Raw genomic sequence first — 20,308 nt, 5'->3', positions numbered from 1 at the left:
AAGGGAGGTGGGTATGGATTCCATTCGTATAGCTAATCATTATATTGGGGGCGTCTGGATCGAGGACGCCGCCGAAGGAATTCTTGCGACAACCAACCCTGCGGATGGTACCGAAGCGAGCCGTTACCGTTCCGGTTCGCCAGCGCTCGTGAACCAAGCGGTGGCGGCCGCTCGTACGGCTTTCGAGAAGGGCGGATGGGCGGCGAGGCCGCGTCTGCGCTCGGATGTGCTTCTGGCCATGGCCGATGCGGTCGAAGCGCGCAGGGGCTTGATCAAATCCATCGCAATTGCCGAGTCCGGCAAACTCGGGCGTGAGATCGATCATGAACTCAATGCCGCCGTTTCGGAGTTGCGCTACTACGCGGGGCTGTCACGCCTCATCTTCGGGCGCGTTCAGGAAATCGATGAGGGCCAGCAGTCAATCTATGCCCGTGAGCCGGGCGGAGTCGCCGGAGTGATCGTGCCGTGGAACGCGCCGATTACGCTGCTGATACGCAGTCTTGCGCCGGCCCTGGCCGCTGGGTGCACCACCGTGGTCAAGCCCGCACCGCAGACATCGCTTACCAATGCTGTGCTCATGGAAACTCTGGCGGTCGAGGGGGTGCCAGCGGGCGTGTTGAACTCGGTCAACGAGTCCGGCGATGCCGTTGGCCGCGCCATGGCCGAGCATGGCGACATCGACATCATATCGTTTACCGGATCGGTGAGCACGGGCAAGGCGATCATGCGAGCGGCCGCCGATACGCTCAAGCGTCTTGCGCTCGAGCTGGGCGGCAAGACACCTGCCGTGGTGTTCGCCGACGCCAACATCGAGAATTCGGTTGCGACCATCGTTCGCTGTGCCACGGTCATGGCCGGTCAGATGTGCACCGCAGTGAGCCGTGTGCTTGTTGAGGCGCCGGTCTACGATCAGGTGGCCAGCGCCATCGCCCAGCGCCTTTCGAAGATGCGGCTCGGCCCGGGAACAGACCCGGCCAGCGATATGGGGCCGATGATTGATATCCGCTCCCGTGATCGGATTGCTGCGTTGCTCGACGAAGCCGCCGCCGAAGGAGATGTCATCGTCAGGGGGGAAGTCCGCGAAGGAAAGGGCGCGTTCATCGCGCCGTCGCTCGTCGCCATAAACGATCTATCGAGCAAGTTTGTACAGGAGGAACTGTTTGGTCCGCTGCTTGTCATCGAGCGGTTCGAGGGTGAAGCTGAAGCAATCGCCAAAGCAAACGCCACGCGCCTGGGCCTTGCTGCGAGCCTGTGGACGGCGGACCTTGCAAGGGCGCAACGGGTTGCCCGCGCGTTGAAATTCGGAACCGTCTGGATCAATTCGCACAATCGGCTGTTTGCCGAAGCGGAGACGGGAGGCTTCAAACAGAGCGGGCTTGGTCGCATGCATGGCGTTGAGGCTCTCAATGACTTCCTCGAAACCAAACATATTTTTTCGGAAGCAAACTGAATTTGCCTGGCAGGGGGCCGGTTTCTTGGAAATGGAGATGAGCGTCCGCAAAAAAGATGCGCTGTCGCAAGTTTTGAATTGCAGCCGCCTGCCTTCGACCCTGAGAAGGTCGGAAATGTCATAAAGCAAGAAGCACGCTTCCCAGCTCAACTCCAAGGTAACGTTTCAAACCTTGATGGAGGGAGAGATTTTCCCGCAGCTGGCGAGCAGTTCCGGTGTACACCCGATTATGATCTGTCAACGGGAGGGCGCTCTGCTCATGATGCTCCATACTACTCAGGAGTTGGAGCCTCCGGCGAACCCGGAGCGGCTGAGCCAGTGCCCGGCGGTTCAGCTTCTTCTGAAGCGCTTAAGAATTCTGCCGCGCCCGCAGCTCCTCCGGAGTGATTAGCCGAAGCTGCTGAAGGTAGGCCTTCAGCTGCCGGACTTTTTTTGGGAAGAGCGAGGCATTGCTGGGCCTTAACGAGACTCTATCGAACTGCCCGGCGAGCAGATGTACGGCCCAGTCGAACCTGAAGGTAATAACGGTCTTCATGGCGGGTGATATAGGAAGCAGAGGCCATGACATCTCCGCGTACAATTGTTCGAGATGTATTACATCGGCTGGAATTCCCGCTCTTTGTAACGGCCCGATGTTGGTAAAATGCTTCCAGTGGTAGCGGAGGAGGGATTCGAACCCCCGACACAAGGATTATGATTCCTCTGCTCTAACCGACTGAGCTACTCCGCCGCCTGGAGGCTTGGGAACCCGTTTCGAAACCGGTTCGGTGCCTCATGAAGACGCGCGGATATAAGGGGGCGGTGTCTGTCGTGTCAAGCGGGCTTCACCGTTTCTTGGGGGAATTTGTCCAGGCTAACGATTTCCCTGAAGAAATGGGCCGGATTTCACGGGCAGGGTTGAGTCGCGAGGGCCGCGTCTGTATGTGTTTTCTGCGCCAAAATCTTGGGCGAAGGATTTTATGAAACCGCGTATTGCCGTACTCGGATGTGGCTATTGGGGCTCGAACCACATTCGCACGCTTAAGTCTCTGGGAGTGCTGGCTGCCGTGTCTGACGCCAATGAGGCGCGGGCTGAAGGCTTTGCCAGCGAACATGAATGCGTGGCGATCTCACCCGACGCGCTCTTCGAGCATGCCGATATCGACGCGATCGTGCTTGCCTTGCCGCCACAGTTTCATGCCGAATATGCCATTCGGGCCATGCGTTCGGGCAAGGATGTCCTGGTTGAGAAACCCATAGCGCTGACTGTCGAGGATGCCGAGCGCTCGGTTTCCGTGGCGCGTGAAACGGGGCGCATCATCATGGTCGGCCATGTGCTGCGCTTCCATCCGGCTTTCGAAAAACTGAAATCGCTGATCGACCAGGGCGATCTCGGCGAGATCCGCTATATTCATTCCCATCGTCTGGGGCTTGGCAAATTTCATACCGAGAATGACGCTCTGTGGGATCTTGCACCGCACGATCTCTCGATGATCCTGGCGCTGACGGGAGCGGCACCCGAAGAGGTGCGGGGCGAGGGGGCGGCGCTGCTCGATCATCTGAGCGATTTCGCGCATCTCCACATGCGATTCCCCGGTGGCCTGCGCAGCCACCTCTTCACCTCGCGGCTTAACCCCTATCGTGAACGCCGTCTGACGGTTGTCGGCGACAAGGCGATGGCGGTGTTCGATGATGTGGAGCCTTGGGGGCGGAAGCTCGCCGTCTATCGCCATGCGGTCTGGCAGGATAGCGGCCACTGGGCGTTCACCACCAACGAGCCAACCTATGTGGATGTGGAAGAAGGGATGCCGCTGACGCGTGAGCTGCAGCATTTTCTCGACTGCATCGAAACAAGGAGCGAGCCGCGCACGACGGGCGAAGAGGCCATCGAGGTTCTGCGTATCCTGACGGCCGGTTCTGTAACGCATGGCTGACGCGTCTCGTCAGCCAGTGTAATTTTTCCAGCCACTGCCCATTGTAGCAAGATTGCCCGCTCCTTGCAGGCCACCAACCGCGAACGCAGGCGAAGAGAACCTTATGCGCTGTGGGCGGCTGCTGCCAGGCGTGTGAGCTGTGCTTCGGCTTCCCGCCCTCTTTCCGAACGCTCGATGAAGCCACCGCCAAAGACGCGGGCCTCATTGCCTTCATCGGAGTAAAGCACGCAAGCCTGCCCGGGAGCGACGCCTGCCTCGCCCTCGGTCAGTTCAACCCAGGTTTTGCCGTCTGCGTGATGCAGCACGGCAGGGCGCGGTGGGCGGGTCGAACGCACCTTGGCAAAGACCTCCATCCCATCTGCGGGCAACTCGTCAAGCGGCCCATCGCCCAGCCAGTTCACCTGGCGCAAGAACACCTTGTGCGTTTCCAGCGCCTCTCGCGGGCCGACAATGACGCGCGCATTATCAGCATCCAGATGCACCACGTAGAGCGGTTCACCCGTGGCGACGCCGATACCGCGCCTCTGGCCGATCGTGTAATGCATCACGCCGTCGTGGCGGCCGAGTTTGCGTCCGTCCAGGTGCACGATTTCACCCGGCGTCGCGGCCTCGGGCTTCAGCTTGCTGATGATGTCCGAATATTTGCCCCGCGGGACGAAGCAGATGTCCTGGCTGTCCTGCTTGGTGGCGACGCTCAACCCCATGTCTTCGGCAATGGCGCGCACCTCTGGTTTGGAGAGCCCGCCCAACGGAAAACGCAGATAGTCGATTTGCTCTTGCGTGGTCGCGAAAAGGAAATAGCTCTGGTCGCGATCTGCATCCACCGGCCGCGTCAGTGCACGGTGGGCGCCATTGGCGCGGCTGCGGATATAGTGGCCGGTGGCGAGCGCATCGGCGCCGAGGTCGCGTGCCGTCTCCAGAAGATCGGCGAATTTCACGGTCTGATTGCACGAAACGCAGGGGATCGGCGTTTCGCCGGCGACATAGCTTTGAGCGAAGGGGTCGATCACGGCCTCGCGAAAGCGCTGCTCGTAATTCAACACATAGTGGGGGATGCCCAGCGTCTCTGCGACACGGCGTGCATCATCGATGTCCTGACCGGCGCAACAGGAGCCCGGACGATGGGCGGACTCGCCATGATCATAGAGCTGTAGCGTGACGCCGACGACGTCATAGCCCTGTTTGGCGAGGATGCCGGCAACGACGGAGGAGTCCACGCCGCCTGACATGGCCACCACGATTCGGCAGTCCTGCGGGCGTCCGGGCAGGTCGAGGCTGTTCATTTGTTTGATCTTCTTTGTCTTTGATCGTGGCCGATTACATGCCAATGCGGCGAATATAGGTCAAGGATCCGTGTGCTGCCAGCCCGAAGGTTAACCAGAGCCATGCGGTGCCAAGCCCCGGTTTCCCGGAGGTTTTCCGCGCGGGCCGGCGCAATTTGAAACAAATAGGCGACAAATTCCTAACGCGGGATTCATGTCCGTTACCGTATGCTTACCATGTGTTTAGGCAAATTTTAAAGCCGGCGCAGTAGCTTGTGTATCGGGTCTTGAGTTCAGGTAGAGAGTACTATGACCGAAATGGTTCGACCGCGCGTAAAATATGTCATCGGCCCGGATGGCAGCCCGCTGACAATTGCGGATCTGCCGCCGAGCAATACGCGCAGGTGGGTAATCCGTCGCAAGGCGGAAGTGGTGGCCGCAGTGCGCGGTGGGCTTTTGAGTCTTGAGGAAGCCTGTCAGCGTTATCGTCTGACGGTGGAGGAATTCCTCTCATGGCAGGCGTCTATCGATGATCATGGCCTGGCGGGGCTGCGGACAACACGCATCCAGCAATATCGACATTGATCAGCTTTCGGCGCATTTCCACGATAAATGGAAACCGCGTCGGTCGCTGTTCAAACCCGAAAGGGCCGGCGTTTTGCGCCGGCCCTTTTTTGCGGGCGCGGTGCGCTGATCGATCCTGAGAGGTCTCCGGACCGTCTGGGTTGTTTCAGAAACGCCTGTGAATCCGGCTCTTTTTCATGAACAACGCAAAAACGGCAGGGATATCCCTACCGTTAGAACCGGTTCAGCGACAAGATGTGTTCGTGGGAGCGGGATCAGCCAGTCATCGCGCGGGAGGCTGCAGTCTCCTGACGGCCGCGCCCGTCGCGGTTTTCAAGCGCTTCGGCCTTGGCGAGCTCGGCTTCAGCTTCGGAAAGTTCCGCCTCGGCGGATTTGCGCTGTTCGACGAGTTCCGCCTGCGAGGTGCGCAGGTTGTCGCGGCGCAGACGCGCTGCCTTGGCGAATGTCGGGTAGGCGAAGTGATTGAGATCGGTGATACCGGCCTTCGTTTCCTCTGAAATGATCTGCGCATCCAGTTCCGCAGCCATGCGGTCGAACTCGGCAATCATCGAATCCAGCTGTGCCATGCGGCGGCGCTTCTCATTAACCTGAAACTGCTTCAGTCGAACGAGGTTTTCACGCGGCTTCATACTCGATACTCCCACAATACGCACACACCAGCGCCCCTCGGCGGCTGTCAGTCCCGTTTACGCCGGGTCAGTCCTCGCAGGGTAAGCGCACTTAGGAAACAAATTCCTAAGATTTAGCCCCTTCGGTAACCATTCGTTTACGGGCATTGTTAATCATAAGGACGATGGCTTAAGGCGCGGTAAAGATTGTGCGTGAGAAAGCCGTAATTTGATTGCGGAGAGAGTCGGTTAGCGTGAACTGCTAATGTGATTCGATCTATTCATAGGCGGATATTTCACCATTGGAATCAATGCAGTGTCTTCAAAAGCTGAAAAGGGAATCTGGCGCTTGCCAGACCGAATTAGATTTTGTTAACCATTAACTGGCAGGCTCCGATTCAGGCAATCATTGCTTCGGTGCCGGGTGCCTGCCAGGCCGGGTCGGCGGCGAGAAGGGGATAAAGATGCGCGTTTTGCTGATTGAAGACGACAGTGCCACGGCACAAAGCATCGAACTGATGCTTAAGTCCGAGAGCTTCAATGTTTATACGACGGACCTCGGAGAAGAGGGTGTCGATCTGGGGAAGCTCTACGATTACGATATCATTCTGCTTGATCTCAACCTGCCGGATATGTCGGGTTACGAGGTCCTGCGGACACTGCGCCTTTCGAAAGTGAAGACGCCGATCCTCATCCTCTCCGGCATGGCTGGCATCGAGGACAAGGTGCGGGGCCTCGGGTTCGGCGCTGACGACTATATGACGAAGCCGTTCCACAAGGACGAGCTCGTGGCGCGTATTCACGCGATCGTGCGCCGCTCCAAGGGGCATGCACAGTCGGTTATCACCACCGGTGATCTGATCGTGAACCTGGACGCCAAGACGGTCGAGGTCGCTGGGCAGCGCGTCCACCTGACTGGCAAGGAATACCAGATGCTGGAGCTGCTCTCGCTCCGCAAGGGAACGACGCTCACCAAGGAAATGTTCCTGAACCATCTCTATGGTGGGATGGATGAACCGGAGTTGAAGATCATCGACGTCTTCATCTGTAAGCTTCGCAAGAAGCTTGATGCGGCGTCCGGCGGTCAGAATTTCATCGAGACGGTGTGGGGTCGCGGTTACGTGCTGCGCGAGCCCGAGGAAATTCGCGAAAGCGCCTGACCTCTTTTCAAATCCCCTTCAAAACGCGCAAACCCGGCCGCGAGGCCGGGTTTTTGCTTTGCCTGAGTTTGTTATTGCTGCGGCAAGGCGCTAAGCGGCCGTTTGAAATTCTCGGAATTGTTCGAGCAATTGCGCGCGGGTAAAGGGCTTCAACATATAGCCCTGGGCACCAGCCCGCTTCGCGCGCATGATCGCGCCGAGGTCGAGTTCAGCCAGACACAAGAGAATATAAGGCTTGAACTCCGCGGGCAAAGCCATCAACCGGCGAACAACATCGCTTGAATCCATATCCGGCAGCGAGCTATCGATAATGATGATGTCGGCCATGTCATGGGCGGACAGATCGAGGGCCTCTTGCCCACTGGCGGCCTCGGTGACCATCATTTCCGCGCTGGCAAGTATCCGTTTGGCGACCTTCCGGATGACGCTGGAATCGTCGACGATCAGGCAGCGAGCCATTTTCCACATCCTTTCGTGCAATGCAGTTGCCGCTGTCAGGCAAGCAGGAAGGATTATGGAGCAGGGCTGGTAAAGCTGCCGCAAAGACTTATGGTTAACGGACTATTTCCCGGCAGCCAGGATAATCTCGTCGGCCGTGGCGCGAATATTGACGGTCATGCCTGTATCGCGGGCCAGCAGCAGCGTGTAGTAAAACTGGACGCTGTGGGCATCGATCGGCTCTTCCGGTTTGCTTCCAGAGTGAAGCTCAAGAAATTTCGGTGGAACGCGCAGCATTGGCCCCTCAGCCTTGATCTTGAAGGAGGGGGCGCTTTCCAGATTTTCTAGATAAACGCGCAGCTTGCCACCACGCGGAATAGCGGAATTGGCGACGAGCAGCAGGTTCAGCAAAAGCTTTACCTGGTTCTTGGGCAGAAGCGCACGCGCGCCGTGCCATTCGAGGTCGGGCTTTTCGTTCGCTATGAAGGCCGTGGCGACTGCCTGTGCATCGCCTGTATCGATCTGCATGCCTGCCGAGCCGGCGGCGCCAAAGGCAATGCGGGCAAACTGGAGGCGTGCCGAGGCGTTCACCGCGCTGGCGCGGATCAGGGCCATGGCATCTTCGTCAGCGCCGCCCTCGTCTAACAGTTCGAGGCCGTTGTTGATTGCACCCACCGGCGAAATGATGTCGTGGCATACGCGACTGCACAGAAGAGCGGCGAGATCGGTTGCGCTCAGTGAGAAAAGTTCGGACATGGGCATCTGTCCTCCAGACGTTGTTGCCGATCGAGCCATCGCCGCCTGTGGATGGCGCGTGCCGGACGGTCTTTGCTCTTGTGGTTCCGACTTCGAACAGGTTCCAGTCACCAACCGAATCAGTTCATGGAACACGCTGCTTCTGGTTACACAGGCGCGCGAAAACCGGCAACAGTTTGGCCGGAAATGGCGCTGGCGGCGGACGCTTATCCGTGGCGTTGGGCCATGCGCCGGCCATGTTTCAGGTTGAGGTTAACAGTTGGAAAAGATTCACGGCCTATTTTGAAGCAATCGTGGCTCTCGGCGGGGTAACGGTGGGCGGTCTGGGTCTATGACAGCCACTCATGGATGGAGAATGAACAATGCCTGCACGGCTTTTTGATTGGACGCGGTTTATCCAGGTCTTTCTGGTGGTTTTCGCTGTCGGCCTGGGCGCCATCTCCGTGACCACCAATTCGGCACGGGCCAACAATGGCTACACGGCTCAGGAGATCGTTGACGCCGGACACGGGTTTTTCGGCGCCACCACGGGCGGTCTGGCAGCCGTGGTGGAGAAGATCTTCTCCAATTACGGCTTGCCGAACGGCTATGTTCTTGGCGAGGAAGGCTCCGGCGCGTTTATCGGCGGTCTGACCTATGGCGAGGGCCTGCTTTATACCAAGAACGCTGGCGACCATAAGGTTTTCTGGCAGGGACCATCTATCGGCTGGGACTATGGCGGTCAGGGGTCCCGCGTGATGATCCTCGTCTATAACCTCAATTCGGTGAATGATCTGTACCGGCGTTTCGGCGGCGTTGCGGGCTCTGCCTATCTGGTGGCTGGTCTAGGTTTCAACGCGTTGACCAACGACAACATGATTCTGGTTCCGATCCGGACTGGTGTCGGCGCTCGCCTTGGCGTCAATCTGGGGTATCTGAAGATGACACCCAAACCGACCTGGAATCCGTTCTGACGTAGACCGGACAGGGGGGACAGGCTTATTGCGGCTTTCCTCCGATGGTCTCAACCTTCTTCCTGCACGTATCAGCTTGACGCGCGTGCCGTTTTGCGTGACCCAATGAGGTGACAACTGCACATGCAGGGTTTCCTTGACGAAATGGGTTTCATGCGGTGATCACGACGATACTGCTTATTCTTCTGGGCTTCTTTGCCGCCGGATTCCTCGCTCTTGCGATGGCGCCGCTTGTGTGGCGCAGGGCGGTGCGGCTCACGACAAAGCGTATAGAAGCCAGCCTGCCGCTTTCTGCCAATGAACTCGAGGCGGAGAAGGATCAGTTGCGCGCCAGCCACGCCATGGCGGCCCGCCGGCTCGAAATGAACATCGAGTCCCTGAACGCGAAGACGTCTTCGCAACTGGTCCAAATCGCCCGGTTGAGCGATGAGGCCAGGCAGCTTGCCGAGGATCGCGACGCACAGGACAAGGTGATTGCCGAATTGCGCGGCGAAACCGAAAAGCAGCGCACGGCTCTGGCGGAGAACGCTGAAGTCATTTCCACGCTGGAAACCAGGCTGGAAGAAGCGCTCTCGGAGCTTGAAGTACGTGGTAACGCGCTGACGGAACTCAATGACCGCTATGAGGAAGAGCGCTTGCTGGCAAGCAGCCGGCAGATCGAAATGGTCGCTCGCGAGACGGAGTTGCGCAAGGTGGAGGATGACCTGGCCGAACTTCGTCGTGATCGTAAGGATGCAATTCGTGCAGCACGCGAAGCCGAAACCGCACGCAAAGAGGCTGAAGCCGGCTTGAAAATGGCCGAGAAGCGTAACGCAGACCTTCAGAAAAAGCTGGAGGTGCAGATGAGAGCGCTCTACGAGCACGAAGAAAAGCTGGAACGCAGGGAAACTGAAATTGCGCGTCTCCGCAAGGAGAAGAATGGGGCGAGCGAGGCCAGCTTGTCTGAAGAGGGGGCTCGCCGGTTGAAGGAAGCGGAGGCGGAATGCAAGCGCCTGTCACGCGAACTTGCAGACAGATCCCTGCAACTTCGCACGCTTTTGGCCGATGGAGGTTCAAAGACGACGGCCATGCAACAATCTTCTGAAGGTGATCAGGAAAAACTCAAGACACGTATTTCCAGGCTGCTTCAGGAAAACAAGAAATTGCGTGCCGAGCTTTCGGAAAACAAGAAAAACGGAAAGGCTCCGCGTGCCAAGGCAGGCGATGATGCACACGCGGATGGAGCGTTGCGCGAGCAGATCCATAGCCTGGCAGCCGAAGTGATTGGCCTGACCGCCTCGCTGGAAGGGGAGGGTTCGCCGATCGCACAAGCCATTCAGGCTGAGGAGACCGGAGCCGATGACCGCCCCCTAAGCCTTGCCGAAAGAGTGCGCACCCTGCGCGATCGGGCATCCCAGCTTTAGACCGGGCACCAGAGGCGGTGCAGTGCAATGGCAGAAGCCGCAGCCACGTTGAGACTGTCGAAATCCGGGGCCATGGCAATCCGGGCGGTGGGAAGCCGCTTCATATCCTCTTCCGAAAGTCCGTGCCCTTCGCTGCCAAGAAGCAATGCATGGCGCGGATCGCGCTTAATCTCTGCAATGTCGATCTTTCCTTGCGGGCTCAGTGCGAGAATTGAATACCCCCGGTCGTGCAGCGCGGTCGCAAGAGTGGCTGTATCGCTGAACCGCGCAAAGGGAAGTTTCAGCGCTGCGCCTACCGAAACACGAATAGCCTTGCGATAGAGAGGATCACAGCAATCATCGGTGAGCAAGACGGCGGCAGCGCCGAAAGAGGCGGCGTTGCGGAAGATCGAACCCATATTGTCGTGATTGGATATGCCCGAGAGTGCGACCACCAGCGCTGCCTCAGGCAGCGTATCGAGCAGCGCTTCGCCGCTTGTTTCCCGCTTGCGACCGATCGCCAGAATGCCCCGATGGATCTCGAAACCGGCAACCTCGTCCATGATTGAAGCGCTGGCCGTGTAAATCGGAACAGTCTCGGGAATGCGTTCGATCAGATCGAACAGCCCCGCAACGCGATTTTCACGCAAGAAGACGCTTTCTGCCGTGAACCGGCTGGTAGAAAAGAGAACGTTGAGCACGACGCGCCCTTCGGCGACGAACCGTCCCTGACGACCCACCAGATCACGCTCCCGGATGTTGCGATAGGCTGCGATGCGTGGATCTTCAGCGCTGTCGATGGGGATAAGGTTCCGTGTCACGCGGCTAGTCCTGCACGAGCTTGTCCAGCCATCGCTACGAGGACATGCCGCATCTGTGCTGCCTCGTCCAAGGGAGTGTCAAAGAAGATGCGGCGGGTTTCATCGCCAAGCGCCAGGTCGATGCCTTCAGGATCGATCCCGGTCATTTGCCATTTTCCCGATCGTTCTTTCGAGAAAAAGCGGGCGTAATTTTCGATCGCGTCTGCGTGGTCGCTGTTCATATGAGCGATGGCGCCAGCTTCCGCTTCGGCAAGGCCGGCAAGTGCCGGGCTATCGAACAGAAGCTCTTTGCGTGAAAGTCTGTAGGCGCGGGCGAAACCGCCATTGAGAAGTGCCGTCTTTGGCTCCAGCCGGTAGAGAGAGAAATCCGGGAAATCGATATACAGCTTGGCCTTGGGATGGCGTGCGAGATAGCGACGCTTGGCGCGCGCATGGTCTTCGCTGTCGTGCTCCAGTCGCAATGCGGCAGCCTTGACGGAAAGGCGTGGATGCGCCAGCGGGTCGCCTTTGCCGGGTTCGCCCAACAGGAGGGAGCAGCGTGGATCGGATTCCAGCCCCTTCGTATGAGCGGACAGTCCAGACACCAAGATGAGCGACGCGCCGTCCAGATCAGTTGCCGTGGCAACACGGGTGGCGAAGGGTGCGCCATCCTCTGGATCAATTGTCGCCAGCGCACCAAAGCGCGCAACGCGCACAAGCGTCTTCGCAAGACGAATGGCATCCGCATCCGTTTCGAGAATGATGTCCTTTTGTTTGCCTTCGCTCATCGATGCCTCAATTCGTTGAAGCATCTCCTTCGCCGATCAGGCTTGTGGCTGCAAGCGGGGACGGTGGATTTTCCAGCATCGGGCTATTTCGGAGCCATGCGGATCGCGCCATCAAGACGGATCGTCTCGCCGTTCAGCATCTGGTTCTCCACGATATGGCAGGCTAGCGCTGCATATTCGGAAGGCTCACCGAGGCGCGGCGGGAAGGGCACCTGCTGGCCAAGCGAAGCCTGTGCGTCCTCCGGCAGGCCGGCCATCATCGGCGTCTTGAAGATGCCCGGCGCAATGGTGCACACGCGGATGCCGGAGCGTGAAAGATCGCGGGCAATGGGCAGTGTCATGCCCACCACGCCGCCCTTGGAGGCGGAATAGGCGACCTGGCCGATCTGCCCGTCGAAGGCGGCAACCGAGGCCGTGTTGACGATGACCCCGCGCTCGCCACCCTCAAGCGGTTCGAGTTCCTGTGCCTGGGCAGCAAACAGACGGATCATGTTGAACGTGCCAAGGAGGTTGATCTCGATCACCTTGCGATAAAGATCGAGCGGGTGGGGCCCATCCCGGCCGACGGTCTTAGTGGCCGTGACAATGCCGGCGCAATTCACCAGTATGCGCGGCGCGCCGAGCTTATCCGTTGCTTCCCCCAGAGCCGCCAGACCATCGGCTTCGCTGGTGACATCGCATTTGACCGCAATGCCGCCGATATCGGCGGCCACCGCTTCGGCTCTCTCCATGCCGACATCGGCGATGGCGATCTTTGCGCCTTTGTCGGCGAGTTCGCGCGCGGTCGCTTCACCAAGTCCTGAGCCGCCACCCGTGACGAGCGCAACGATGCCGGTTGGGTTCATGTGACAGCCTCCCTCAATGTGTCATCAAGACAGTAGCGGGGGAGGCTCATTGCGAAAAGCGGCATCTGCGCAATGCCGCTGTGTGTGAAGATGCTCAGCGCCGGATGATGGCGCCAAGCACGTCGCGTATGCCAATCGCCCCGACAAACCGTGAGGCCTCGTCAAAGAGCGCCACCGGCGCCGTCTGGGATTGCTGCATGGCCCGCATCACCGTGCGCAGCGGTGTGCCGGCGGTTGCCCAAAAGACCTTGGGCCTGTCCTCGGGCAACTCCTCGATATTGTCGCAGGAGACCCAGATGGCGGGCTTGCCATTTCGCTCGGCGTCGATGACCAGCATGTTTTCATCGAACTTGAATCGCGTGGTCTTGCGCCGGTCGAGCCACAGCCAGCCTTCGCCCGCCGCCTCCAGGTCGCGAACATCGCGCATCACGTTCCAGGCGGTCAGCACAGAGAGCGGGTTCACATTGGAAATGAAGTCCCGCACATAATCGTTTTCCGGTGCCAGGACGATGTCTTCCGGCGTGCCCGTCTGCACGATCCGCCCGCCTTCCATGATGGAGATGCGGTTGCCGATCTTGAGCGCTTCCTCCAGATCGTGGCTGACGAAGAGGATCGTCTTCTTCAGACGGTCCTGAAGTTCCAGCAGCTCGTCCTGCAGTTTCGTTCGGATGAGCGGATCGAGTGCGGAGAAGGGTTCGTCCATGAGCAGGATCGGCGCTTCCGTGGCAAAGGCGCGGGCAAGGCCCACGCGCTGCTGCATCCCGCCCGAAAGCTCATGCGCATATTTGTCGGCCCAGTCGATCAGATGCACCAGCTCGAGCTGCGCCATCACGCGTTCCTTGCGCTCCTTTGCGGGCACACCGGCAAGCTCCAGCCCGAAGCCAACATTCTCCGCCACCGTGCGCCAGGGCAGGAGGGCGAATTGCTGGAAGACCATCGCCACGCACTCGCGGCGGATCTTGCGCAATTCGGCTTGCGAGCAGTTTACCACATCGGCCTGCCAGTCGCCGTCATGAACGACGACATTGCCGCGGGCCACGGTGTTCAGCCGGTTCACCGCACGCAGCAAGGTGGACTTTCCCGAGCCCGACAGTCCCATCAATACGGATATCTCGCCGCGTTCCACAGTCAGGTCGCAGTTGGCACAGCCGAGCACCGCGCCGGTTTCAGCGAGAATTTCCTCGCGGTTCCTGCCCGCATCCACCAGCGGAAGCGCCTCTGCCTTCTGCCGCTCCGTACCAAAGAGAATGTCGACCTTGTTGAAATCGATCGCCACGTTCATTTGTCGCTCCCCCGCTCAATGCGTGCGATACGGTCGAGAATGATCGCCAGAACGACGATGGCGAGCCCCGCTTCGAGGCCGAGTGGGATGTTGACCGAGTTAAGTGCGCGCACCACCGGTTTGCCAAGCCCGTCTGCACCGATCAGTGCTGCGATGACGACCATGGAGAGCGACAGCATGATGCATTGGGTGAGACCCGCCATGATGGAGGGCAGCGCGGCGGGCAATTCCACCTTCCACAGGAGTTGCCGTTTTGTGGCGCCGAAGGCATGTCCGGCCTCGATCATGGGCTGTGGAACCGACGTGATGCCGAGATAGGTGAGCCGGATCGGAGCAGGTGAAGCGAAGATCACGGTCACGATCAGACCGGGCGCGGCGCCCAGACCGAACAGGATGAGAACGGGGATGAGATAGACAAAGGTCGGCAGCGTCTGCATCAGATCGAGCACCGGTCGCAGAAACTGATAGACGCGTGGATTGTGCGCTGCCCAGATGCCAACAGGGACGCCTATTGCCATGGAGACGGCGGCCGCAGCCACGACAAGCACCAGTGTCTCGACCGTTTCCTCCCATAAACCCTGATTGATAATGAAGAGAAGGCCGAGTGTTACTGCGACAGAAAGCTTCCAGGAGCGTTGCAGCAGATAGGCGAGTGCTGCAATGGCAAGCACCAGAAGGATGGCGGGAACGGCCAGCAGAACGTCCACCATTCCGTCCAGCACATCGGCCAGAACGTCTGCGAGCGTGTCGAACAACCAGGCAAAATTTGTGGTGAGAAAGTCGAAGAAGTCTCGGCCCCAACGACCGATGGGAATTTTCCAGTCAGCGATCCATTCTGAAAGAGGGTCCATGAGCCCAGGGATCTCCTTTTCTCGGATTTCTTCTTATGCGTCGCGTGTGCCGCCGGTGCGGCGGTCTTTCGGATTGCAAGCCGAAAGTGAGACGTTGCGGAGTGCCTGCCGGGCACCCCGCATCGTCAAGGCGTTTACATGCCCAAATGCGCCTTCACGGCGTCGAGGCCAGGCTCGCCTCCAAACGTGGTCACGCCTTCTAGCCATGGGCCAAGCGCGTCCGGATTGGCCTTGAGCCATTCTGCAGCCGCCTTTTGCGGCTCGGCACCGTCGTCAAGGATCTTGCCCATGATCTCGTTCTCCATCTGGAGCGAGAAGACCATGTTTTTCAGAAGCGCACCAAGATTGGGACATTCTTCGGAAAGACCTGCACGCGTGTTGGTATGAACCGTCGCGCCGCCATAGTTCGGGCCGAAAACATCGTCACCGCCTTCAAGATAGGCCATTTCGATATTGGCGTTCATCGGGTGCGGTTCCCAGCCAAGAAACACCACGTGCTCTTTCGATCCCACGGCACGGCGCACCTGTGAGAGCATGCCGGCTTCCGAGCTCTCCACCACTTCGAAATCCTTGAGGCCGAACGTATCGTTCTCGATCATGTCGATGATCAGGCGGTTGCCGTCATTTCCAGGCTCGATACCGTAGATCTTGCCGTCCAGCTCGTCGGCAAACTTGGCGATGTCGGCGAAGCTCTTGAGACCCGCATCGTAGGTGTATTGCGGAACGGCCAGCGTGTATTTCGCGCCTTCCAGATTGGTCACCACGGTTTCCACCGTTCCGTCTTCGCGGTAAGGCGCGATGTCGGCTTCCATGGTCGGCATCCAGTTGCCGAGGAAGACGTCCACATCGTTGTTCTTGAGCGATGCATAGGTCACCGGCACCGAAAGCACCTGGGTTTCGGGCTCGTAGCCAAGCCCCTCAAGCACCACTGAAGCAGTCGCGGTGGTTGCAGTGATGTCGGTCCAGCCGACATCCGAGAAAGTTACGGACTGGCAGGACTCCGGTTCGGCGGCGAATGCGGTGCCCGATGCGAGACTTGCGGCGAGCGCAAGGACCAGGGACGATTTTCGGCCGGTTAACATGGCAGCTCTCCTCTGTGGTTGTTGTTGGCAGAGCGCGGGTCTTAACCGGCTTTGCGCATTATTTCAAAGGCAAGCACCAATTCATAGGCACTGCAAGCACAAAGAGATGTTTGCCCGCATCATGCAACGCGCCGTATACGACGGTATTTTGGTGGAAGAAAACCGATCCGGCGTTTTCTAATGTCCGTTGGTGGTGTTTAAGAGCGCGAACGACAAAGGCAGCGCGATGGCAAAGCTCTACTTCCACTACGCGACGATGAATGCAGGCAAGTCGACCATGCTCCTGCAGGCCTCCTACAATTACCGCGAGCGCGGCATGAACACGATGCTGTTTGTCGCAGGACACTACCGCAAGGAAGACGGCGGCTACATCTCATCGCGCATCGGCCTCGACAGCGATGCGGAAATGTTCCGTGAAGGCGATGATCTTTTCGCACGCATCGCCGAGCATCACCATCACTCGACAGTGCATTGCGTCTTTGTCGACGAGGCGCAGTTTCTCGAAGAAGAGCAGGTCTGGCAGCTGGCTCGCGTGGCGGACAGGCTTGGCATTCCCGTCATGTGCTACGGGTTGCGAACCGATTTTCAAGGCAATCTCTTCACCGGATCGCAGGCGCTTCTGGCGCTGGCGGACGAGCTGCGCGAGGTGCGCACGATCTGCCGTTGTGGGCGTAAGGCGACCATGGTGGTTCGGCTCGCGGCTGATGGTAAAGTGGCAAAGAAGGGCGCACAGGTGGCCATCGGCAAGGATGTCTATGTTTCGCTTTGCCGCAAGCACTGGGAAGAGGAAATGGGTCGCTGGAAGGCTGAAGACCTTGTGGGCTTTGCCGGAAGTGCTGCGGAATAGCGCTCTCGTTCAGGCGATACCGAGAAAGTGGATCAGCGCGTAGCTCACTACACCTAGAGTGGTCAGCGACAGAAGGGCTGCGACGATCACGCGCCCGCCGCTTTTCATCACGCTTTTGATGTCGACCGTTAGGCCGAGTGCGGCCATGGCGATGATCGTGAGAAGACCGGAGATCTCATGCATGACGGGCAGGGCCGGAGCGGGAATGAGGTCGACCGAACGCAGCCCCATCATGGCCAGAAAGCCGATGATGAACCAGGGCACCATCTCGAAGAAGCCAAGCTTGACGCCGGTCTTTCTGCCATGGCTGAGCCCCAGGACAAAGATCACGGGCCCGAGCATGAGCACGCGCACCAGCTTGACCAGTGTGCCCACCTGAATCCCGATTGGACCGGCAGGGGCGGCGGCAGCCAGCACCTGCGGCACCGCATAGACCGTGAGGCCTGCCAGAACGCCCGACTGCACAGCACTCATGCCGATGGCCGCATAGATCACCGGTAGAAGAAGCACGACGAGAATGCTGAGGAATGCGGTGAAGGAGAGGGATGCGGCCACTTCCGAGGCTTCGGCACGGATCACGGGTGCTGCGGCTGCAATCGCCGAATTGCCGCAGATGGAATTGCCGCAGGCGACCAGCGTTGCCAGTCCACGCGAAAGGCCGAGCGCCCGGCTGATCGCATAGCCTGCAAGCAGTGACAGTACGACCACGCCGACAATGCCGCCGACCAGTCCGAACCCTGCATCGCCGAGCGCGCCAAGGCTGATAGAAGCACCGAGCAAAACGATTGCCACTTCCAGCACGGCCTTGGCGCAGAAATCGATGCCGGGGCGGAAGGCAGGGCTTAGTCGGGCAGCGGAGCTTATCGCGGTGCCGAACAAAATGGCGAGAACCAGTCCTTCGAGCCACGCCTCGCCGAAATACACTTGTTCCGTCCATGCGGCCAAGAGTGCCGCCCCAGCGACAACGAGAGACAGAAAGATACCGGGAAGAAGCTGAAGCGGGTGGCGAAGTGCGGACATGAATGCGACCTGATGCGATGAATGAGTCTTTGGTCGCATGGGTGTTTATCGACTTCTATCGAATAGTGTGTCATGTTTCATTCGGTAGAATCGAATGGTTTCATGACTTTTGAACAATTGCTGATATTTGTGGCCGTTGCGGAGCGGGAGCACCTGACCCAGGCAGCCAGTGCCGTGGGGCGTACGCCCTCTGCCGTCAGCGCCTCGATCAAGGCGCTGGAGAGCTATTACGGGGTGGAGCTGTTCCACCGCGTGGGCCGCCGCATCGAGCTTACCCGTGTCGGCAGGGTGTTTTTGGGCGAGGCGCAGGCGACGCTCGCCCGTGTCCGTTCGGCTGAAACCATGCTTACGGAACTCGGCGGGCTGCGGCGCGGCACGCTCAATGTCCATGCCAGCCAGACGGTGGCCAGCTACTGGCTGCCGCCGGTGCTCATGCGGTTTCACAGGCTCTACCCCGGGATCTCGCTAAAGCTCACTGTGGGCAACACCCGCATGGTGGCAGACGCGATGCTTGAAGGCGTGGCAGAGGTTGGGCTCGTCGAGGGCAGGGTGGATGAACCGGCACTCACCGTGCGCCGGGTGGATCGCGACGTGATGGCCGTGGTCGTCGCACCCACGCACCCTTGGGCTGCGGGCAAGCCTCTCGGCGCGCAGGATTTTCTCGCGGGCGCATCTTGGATCATGCGCGAGGAGGGGTCTGGCACACGTGCCGCCTTCGAAAACGCACTGGCCGAGATGGGCGTCGATCCAAGCACGCTCGATCTGGTCATGGAGTTTCCATCCAATGAGGCGGTGCTTTCCGCAGTGCGTGAGAGCGGCTGTGCTGCAGCCATCTCAATGTCCGCTGCCGGCCCGCTGGTGGAGCGTGGTCTGTTGAAAGTGGCGAACATTGATCTTGGCGCACGCGATTTCAGCCTGCTGCGCCACAGGGAGCGCCGGCAGAGCGGCGCTGCCACCGCACTTGAGGAATTGTGCGCCGAGGCCGGTAACGTCTTTCAATCGTCAATGGACCCACATATATTTCCGCAACCCTGACCTTTGCGGAGCGTATCATCATGGCCACCTTGCAGAATTTCGACACGGAGATCGCGAAGACCCGTGAGGTGGTCGACAAGATGCGCTCGAAGATCGAGCAGTCTGGCACCGTGCTCGACAAGCTTGCCCGCACCGACGAAAAGATCGGCCAGGCCGACTTCGACATCGAGAATGCGCGCATTCAGGACGTGCTCACACAACAGAAGGTGATGGAGACGAACATCGCCGACCTGATCATCGGTCTTGAGGACGCCACCAATGTCTTCGGTTCCGAGTTCGAGAGCATGAAGAGTTACACGGGCTGGGAAAACTTCATCGGCATCTTCTCTAAGCAGCGAAAGCAGCGCATGCGCACCGAGCGCGTCCGCAACATGTCTCTGGCAGGCAATCTTCAGGAATTGCTTTCAAAGTCGGATACGATCACCGGTATTCTGAAGGATCAGAAGCAGGTTCTCGAAGAACGCTACCAGACCTCCGAGGCAAGTCTGGCCAAGGTTATCGAGCGACGCAAATCCACAATGGAGACGCTGGAGACCACCCAGAGGCGCATCGAGGAACTGAACCCGATGCTGCTCGATATCGAAAACCGCATCGCTGCCTCCACGAGCCAGAAGGACCGAGCGCAGCTCGAGGGGGAACGCTCGAAGCTCGCCACGGAATACAATGAGGCGCAGGCCAAGGAGCAGGAGCTGCTTGCGGAAAGTCAGACGCTTGAACGCTACACCTCCATGTTCCAGACATTCGTGGATTCACTCAACAACCAGATCGCTGCCCAGTCGACGCTGATCAACAAACTCACCATCGACACCGAGCAGCGCATCGTTCTCTACAAGGCGCTCGAGGATTCGCTGAAGACCGCAGCCCAGCAAGACGTTGCCCACCGCATCAATACGCTTGGCTCGAAGGTCGACAACACCGCCGAGGAGACCATGGCCGGCATTGGGGCCGCCGCGCAGCGGCACATTGGCGACCTGCTTGAACTGCATGAGAAAAACATGGTCACGACCGCCGACATCCAGCGCCGCAAGAAGCTTGCCGACGATGCCTTCGCCCGCCGGTTCGAAGACGTGATGAAGAAACACGACGCAGCCAATTACGTTCGCGGCTGATGACATTCGGTGCGCGGACATTCAATGCCGAGCCTTGCCCCTCACCCTTACCCTCTCCCCGCTCGCGGGGAGAGGGGGACGTTTACGTTGCGGCCATCCTCCTTCTCCCCGCATGCGGGGAGAAGGTGCCGGCAGGCGGATG

20 protein-coding genes and 1 tRNA gene are annotated in these 20,308 nt (G+C 59.3%); 9 read left to right on the top strand and 12 right to left on the bottom strand.

The features are described from left to right. Nucleotides 1–13 precede the first annotated feature (13 nt). The gene (locus KW403_RS03135) at nucleotides 14–1,450 is read left to right on the top strand and encodes an aldehyde dehydrogenase family protein (RefSeq protein ID WP_223021308.1); all 1,437 of its coding nucleotides are present in this window, start codon (nucleotides 14–16) and stop codon (nucleotides 1,448–1,450) included. 653 nt (nucleotides 1,451–2,103) lie between these two features. Here the strand turns inward: KW403_RS03135 and KW403_RS03130 are convergent. Continuing rightward, a tRNA-Met gene (locus KW403_RS03130) sits at nucleotides 2,104–2,180 on the bottom strand. A 229-nt stretch (nucleotides 2,181–2,409) separates the two neighbouring features. Here KW403_RS03130 and KW403_RS03125 point away from each other — a divergent pair. Further along, on the top strand, nucleotides 2,410–3,363 hold the full coding sequence (locus KW403_RS03125; RefSeq protein WP_223021307.1) for a Gfo/Idh/MocA family protein: 954 nt from the start codon (nucleotides 2,410–2,412) through the stop codon (nucleotides 3,361–3,363). A 101-nt stretch (nucleotides 3,364–3,464) separates the two neighbouring features. Here the strand turns inward: KW403_RS03125 and mnmA are convergent, their stop codons facing one another. Continuing rightward, nucleotides 3,465–4,646 (bottom strand): tRNA 2-thiouridine(34) synthase MnmA, encoded by a 1,182-nt coding sequence (mnmA, locus tag KW403_RS03120; RefSeq protein ID WP_223021306.1) that lies wholly within the window; start codon nucleotides 4,644–4,646, stop codon nucleotides 3,465–3,467. A gap of 288 nt (nucleotides 4,647–4,934) precedes the next feature. On the opposite strand from mnmA, the gene sciP reads away from it, so the two are divergent. After that, on the top strand, nucleotides 4,935–5,210 hold the full coding sequence (gene sciP / locus KW403_RS03115; RefSeq protein ID WP_007009631.1) for a CtrA inhibitor SciP: 276 nt from the start codon (nucleotides 4,935–4,937) through the stop codon (nucleotides 5,208–5,210). A 254-nt stretch (nucleotides 5,211–5,464) separates the two neighbouring features. Here sciP and KW403_RS03110 read toward each other — a convergent pair whose 3' ends face one another. Beyond that, a complete protein-coding gene (locus KW403_RS03110) occupies nucleotides 5,465–5,839 on the bottom strand; it encodes a flagellar export protein FliJ (protein ID WP_223021305.1) in 375 nt (124 codons plus the stop codon). Nucleotides 5,840–6,282: 443 nt separating this feature from the next. Between KW403_RS03110 and ctrA the strand changes: the two genes are divergently transcribed. Continuing rightward, nucleotides 6,283–6,978 (top strand): response regulator transcription factor CtrA, encoded by a 696-nt coding sequence (gene ctrA / locus KW403_RS03105; protein WP_223021304.1) that lies wholly within the window; start codon nucleotides 6,283–6,285, stop codon nucleotides 6,976–6,978. A gap of 90 nt (nucleotides 6,979–7,068) precedes the next feature. On the opposite strand, the gene KW403_RS03100 is transcribed toward ctrA, so the two are convergent. After that, on the bottom strand, nucleotides 7,069–7,437 hold the full coding sequence (locus tag KW403_RS03100; protein WP_223021303.1) for a response regulator: 369 nt from the start codon (nucleotides 7,435–7,437) through the stop codon (nucleotides 7,069–7,071). A 102-nt stretch (nucleotides 7,438–7,539) separates the two neighbouring features. After that, a complete protein-coding gene (gene chpT / locus KW403_RS03095) occupies nucleotides 7,540–8,172 on the bottom strand; it encodes a histidine phosphotransferase ChpT (protein ID WP_223021302.1) in 633 nt (210 codons plus the stop codon). 362 nt (nucleotides 8,173–8,534) lie between these two features. Here chpT and KW403_RS03090 point away from each other — a divergent pair, with 362 nt between their 5' ends. Both KW403_RS03090 and KW403_RS03085 read left to right on the top strand, forming a co-directional pair. Then, nucleotides 8,535–9,125, top strand: a complete 591-nt coding sequence (locus KW403_RS03090) for a DUF1134 domain-containing protein (RefSeq protein ID WP_223021301.1) — start codon at nucleotides 8,535–8,537, stop codon at nucleotides 9,123–9,125. Between the two features lie 158 nt (nucleotides 9,126–9,283). After that, nucleotides 9,284–10,528 (top strand): coiled-coil domain-containing protein, encoded by a 1,245-nt coding sequence (locus KW403_RS03085; protein ID WP_223021300.1) that lies wholly within the window; start codon nucleotides 9,284–9,286, stop codon nucleotides 10,526–10,528. Here the strand turns inward: KW403_RS03085 and KW403_RS03080 are convergent. From KW403_RS03080 to KW403_RS03055, 6 genes are all read right to left on the bottom strand, one after another. Beyond that, nucleotides 10,525–11,328, bottom strand: coding sequence for a TrmH family RNA methyltransferase (locus KW403_RS03080; protein WP_223021299.1), 804 nt, complete (start codon nucleotides 11,326–11,328; stop codon nucleotides 10,525–10,527). The genes KW403_RS03085 and KW403_RS03080 overlap by 4 nt on opposite strands. Beyond that, the gene (locus KW403_RS03075; RefSeq protein ID WP_223021298.1) at nucleotides 11,325–12,095 is read right to left on the bottom strand and encodes a HugZ family pyridoxamine 5'-phosphate oxidase; all 771 of its coding nucleotides are present in this window, start codon (nucleotides 12,093–12,095) and stop codon (nucleotides 11,325–11,327) included. Before KW403_RS03075 ends, KW403_RS03080 begins: the two co-directional genes overlap by 4 nt. A gap of 83 nt (nucleotides 12,096–12,178) precedes the next feature. After that, entirely contained in the window at nucleotides 12,179–12,940 is a 762-nt protein-coding gene (locus KW403_RS03070; RefSeq protein WP_223021297.1) for a 3-hydroxyacyl-CoA dehydrogenase, read from the bottom strand. Between the two features lie 94 nt (nucleotides 12,941–13,034). Beyond that, entirely contained in the window at nucleotides 13,035–14,222 is a 1,188-nt protein-coding gene (gene choV / locus KW403_RS03065) for a choline ABC transporter ATP-binding protein (protein ID WP_223021296.1), read from the bottom strand. After that, nucleotides 14,219–15,073, bottom strand: a complete 855-nt coding sequence (choW, locus tag KW403_RS03060) for a choline ABC transporter permease subunit (protein WP_223021295.1) — start codon at nucleotides 15,071–15,073, stop codon at nucleotides 14,219–14,221. The genes choV and choW overlap by 4 nt, the downstream gene beginning before the upstream one ends. A gap of 134 nt (nucleotides 15,074–15,207) precedes the next feature. Next, nucleotides 15,208–16,155, bottom strand: coding sequence for a choline ABC transporter substrate-binding protein (locus KW403_RS03055; RefSeq protein WP_223021294.1), 948 nt, complete (start codon nucleotides 16,153–16,155; stop codon nucleotides 15,208–15,210). A gap of 226 nt (nucleotides 16,156–16,381) precedes the next feature. Here KW403_RS03055 and KW403_RS03050 point away from each other — a divergent pair, with 226 nt between their 5' ends. Beyond that, nucleotides 16,382–17,002, top strand: coding sequence for a thymidine kinase (locus KW403_RS03050; RefSeq protein ID WP_223021293.1), 621 nt, complete (start codon nucleotides 16,382–16,384; stop codon nucleotides 17,000–17,002). Between the two features lie 9 nt (nucleotides 17,003–17,011). Here KW403_RS03050 and KW403_RS03045 read toward each other — a convergent pair whose 3' ends face one another. Continuing rightward, nucleotides 17,012–18,022: a YeiH family protein gene (locus tag KW403_RS03045; RefSeq protein WP_246637873.1), complete on the bottom strand. Its 1,011-nt coding sequence runs from the start codon at nucleotides 18,020–18,022 to the stop codon at nucleotides 17,012–17,014. Nucleotides 18,023–18,124: 102 nt separating this feature from the next. On the opposite strand from KW403_RS03045, the gene KW403_RS03040 reads away from it, so the two are divergent. Both KW403_RS03040 and KW403_RS03035 read left to right on the top strand, forming a co-directional pair. Then, a complete protein-coding gene (locus KW403_RS03040) occupies nucleotides 18,125–19,057 on the top strand; it encodes a LysR family transcriptional regulator (RefSeq protein ID WP_223021291.1) in 933 nt (310 codons plus the stop codon). A 20-nt stretch (nucleotides 19,058–19,077) separates the two neighbouring features. Then, a complete protein-coding gene (locus KW403_RS03035) occupies nucleotides 19,078–20,166 on the top strand; it encodes a hypothetical protein (RefSeq protein WP_223021290.1) in 1,089 nt (362 codons plus the stop codon). Nucleotides 20,167–20,308: the final 142 nt, after the last annotated feature.

The organism is Nitratireductor kimnyeongensis (assembly GCF_019891395.1).
Classification (GTDB): Bacteria; Pseudomonadota; Alphaproteobacteria; order Rhizobiales; family Rhizobiaceae; genus Nitratireductor; species Nitratireductor kimnyeongensis.
This window is presented reverse-complemented; position numbering and strand designations above follow the sequence as displayed.

What these genes read in the sequence shown, in the direction of transcription:
- KW403_RS03135 (WP_223021308.1), top strand. Translation starts at nt 14, where the DNA reads ATGGATTCCATTCGTATAGCTAATCATTATATTGGGGGCGTCTGGATC.
- KW403_RS03125 (WP_223021307.1), top strand. Translation starts at nt 2,410, where the DNA reads ATGAAACCGCGTATTGCCGTACTCGGATGTGGCTATTGGGGCTCGAAC.
- mnmA (WP_223021306.1), bottom strand. Translation starts at nt 4,646, where the DNA reads ATGAACAGCCTCGACCTGCCCGGACGCCCGCAGGACTGCCGAATCGTG.
- sciP (WP_007009631.1), top strand. Translation starts at nt 4,935, where the DNA reads ATGACCGAAATGGTTCGACCGCGCGTAAAATATGTCATCGGCCCGGAT.
- KW403_RS03110 (WP_223021305.1), bottom strand. Translation starts at nt 5,839, where the DNA reads ATGAAGCCGCGTGAAAACCTCGTTCGACTGAAGCAGTTTCAGGTTAAT.
- ctrA (WP_223021304.1), top strand. Translation starts at nt 6,283, where the DNA reads ATGCGCGTTTTGCTGATTGAAGACGACAGTGCCACGGCACAAAGCATC.
- KW403_RS03100 (WP_223021303.1), bottom strand. Translation starts at nt 7,437, where the DNA reads ATGGCTCGCTGCCTGATCGTCGACGATTCCAGCGTCATCCGGAAGGTC.
- chpT (WP_223021302.1), bottom strand. Translation starts at nt 8,172, where the DNA reads ATGTCCGAACTTTTCTCACTGAGCGCAACCGATCTCGCCGCTCTTCTG.
- KW403_RS03090 (WP_223021301.1), top strand. Translation starts at nt 8,535, where the DNA reads ATGCCTGCACGGCTTTTTGATTGGACGCGGTTTATCCAGGTCTTTCTG.
- KW403_RS03075 (WP_223021298.1), bottom strand. Translation starts at nt 12,095, where the DNA reads ATGAGCGAAGGCAAACAAAAGGACATCATTCTCGAAACGGATGCGGAT.
- KW403_RS03070 (WP_223021297.1), bottom strand. Translation starts at nt 12,940, where the DNA reads ATGAACCCAACCGGCATCGTTGCGCTCGTCACGGGTGGCGGCTCAGGA.
- choV (WP_223021296.1), bottom strand. Translation starts at nt 14,222, where the DNA reads ATGAACGTGGCGATCGATTTCAACAAGGTCGACATTCTCTTTGGTACG.
- choW (WP_223021295.1), bottom strand. Translation starts at nt 15,073, where the DNA reads ATGGACCCTCTTTCAGAATGGATCGCTGACTGGAAAATTCCCATCGGT.
- KW403_RS03055 (WP_223021294.1), bottom strand. Translation starts at nt 16,155, where the DNA reads ATGTTAACCGGCCGAAAATCGTCCCTGGTCCTTGCGCTCGCCGCAAGT.
- KW403_RS03050 (WP_223021293.1), top strand. Translation starts at nt 16,382, where the DNA reads ATGGCAAAGCTCTACTTCCACTACGCGACGATGAATGCAGGCAAGTCG.
- KW403_RS03045 (WP_246637873.1), bottom strand. Translation starts at nt 18,022, where the DNA reads ATGTCCGCACTTCGCCACCCGCTTCAGCTTCTTCCCGGTATCTTTCTG.
- KW403_RS03040 (WP_223021291.1), top strand. Translation starts at nt 18,125, where the DNA reads ATGACTTTTGAACAATTGCTGATATTTGTGGCCGTTGCGGAGCGGGAG.
- KW403_RS03035 (WP_223021290.1), top strand. Translation starts at nt 19,078, where the DNA reads ATGGCCACCTTGCAGAATTTCGACACGGAGATCGCGAAGACCCGTGAG.